Annotated in this window: 1 protein-coding gene; it reads left to right on the top strand. The window is 39.1% G+C overall.

The window, feature by feature from the left end:
• Positions 1-169: 169 nt before the first annotated feature.
• Positions 170-1,672, top strand: a complete 1,503-nt coding sequence (locus PZE06_RS25650; protein ID WP_150917864.1) for a transposase — start codon at positions 170-172, stop codon at positions 1,670-1,672.
• The last annotated feature ends 169 nt before the right edge of the window (positions 1,673-1,841 follow it).

Below are 1,841 nucleotides of genomic sequence, written 5' to 3'. Positions count from 1 at the left end.
ATAGTCTCTCGGAAATTAATTTTCCGCATTAGCTCTAGTCTTACGACTAGGGCTTTTTATCGTTACACCCCCAATAAGGGATGCGAACAAACTTTCCGTCTTGACAAACGTACGTTCCCCTCACAATTAAGTATAAGCATTTTTAACTACTAATTACGGGGGAATTCTTATGTTAAACATTATTCGTGATCATGAAACTTATCTAGAGTTTGTAGTGGATCAACTGAATACTTACTACAAATGTAAAACGTTTTTAAAGGACTTTTACTCTAATCAAATTATTTGGTGCTCATTAATGGATTTAACAGAAACCGATCATCTAATGAAAGATCGCTATTCCTCAAATCCAAGAGGTAGAAAGCCACGAAATCCTTCGGATATGCTTCGAAGTTTGATGCTCATGCACTCTCTCCGTGAAACGAGCATTGACCGTTGGGTTTACACGTTAAAAACAACACCGATTTATGCCATACTTAGTGGGTTTTCACCAGATAATGTGCCTGGTATCGGTACGTTTTACGATTTCTTTAAACGCTTGTGGATTGCCTCAAGCCCTCATCTTTCCAAGCGTAACAAAAGGAAACTTAAAAAGCCCAGAAAGAAAGGGAAAAAGAATCAAAAGCTCGAGCCTAAAAACCCAAAGATTGTAGAGAAGCTCGTTAAGCGTGCTTTGAATAATAAACATATTCGATATAAACCTAAAGCACATGATCTTTTACAGGTTTTATTTCAATCTTTATTTGTAGAAAAGTCGGCTTCATTTGGTTTACTAGGTAACACACAATCACTTAGTCTAATGGCAGACGGCTCACCTGTGTTAACCGGTGGTCGACCGTATGGAAAGTTCCTGTGTGACTGTCGAAAACAAGGAAATTGGAAATGTGACTGTAACCGTCAATTTTCCGACCCTGATGCCGATTACGGTTGGGACAGTTCGAGAGAAAAGTATTACTACGGAAGAAGTCTATTTATGGTAGCTGCCTCTGACAGTCCGTATGATTTACCGATCTACCCACGGCTTTACCGAGCGAGTAAACACGACTCCGTATTACTTGTGAGTACTTTTCATGAACTTCGTCACTGGTATCCTAACTGGAAGATTGGAGAAGCCATTTTAGACTCTGCATTCGATGCTTATCCGATCTATAACATGTTAGAACACTATGATGTTTCAGCCATTATTGACTTAAATCCAAGGCGAACAAAACAATTCACATACAAGGAAATGGAGATTAACCTAGACGGTGTACCTATCTGTCCCATTGGTCGAAAGATGCTTGATTGGGGAGTCGATAAGAAACGTTACCGTCGAAAATGGCGTTGTCCAGCAGCCGTTGGTAAATGGGAATGCCCAACTCCTTGTTCAGATTCAAGGTATGGCCGAACTTTTCATACATCAACGAAAGATAATCCTCGTTTGTTTCCACGGGTAAAGCGTGACAGTAAAGAATGGTATAAACGCTATTCATTGCGTACTGGGGTCGAGCGCTGTATTAAACGACAAAAGGTTGATTATCGTTTAGAAGATTCAAGAGGACGTAGTTCTAGGCATTGGAATATAAGATCATATATCATCGGCATGTGCCAGCATGCCGATGCGTGGATGAAGGAAGCAGAAAAGAACCAATTTTCACATGTACATCCCTTGATTAAAACTCTGCTTTCCCTATAAAAATCATCCTCATTATCTTAAAATACATTTTTCAAAAAATCCACTTTTTGTGGTTTATTTGGCACGTATTTTTTTGAAAACGATTTTGAAAATTCCAATGTATCCTCATAAGTATTGCTTTCATCCCCCAAAAGACCCAGAATCAGTTACTTAATTTCCGAGAGTCTAC

The organism is Robertmurraya sp. DFI.2.37 (assembly GCF_029211245.1).
GTDB lineage: Bacteria > Bacillota > Bacilli > Bacillales > Cytobacillaceae > Robertmurraya > Robertmurraya methanolica_A.
This window is presented reverse-complemented; position numbering and strand designations above follow the sequence as displayed.

Bases quoted from the DNA above. Each gene is read 5' to 3' on its own strand.
- PZE06_RS25650 (WP_150917864.1), top strand. From the start codon at position 170: ATGTTAAACATTATTCGTGATCATGAAACTTATCTAGAGTTTGTAGTG.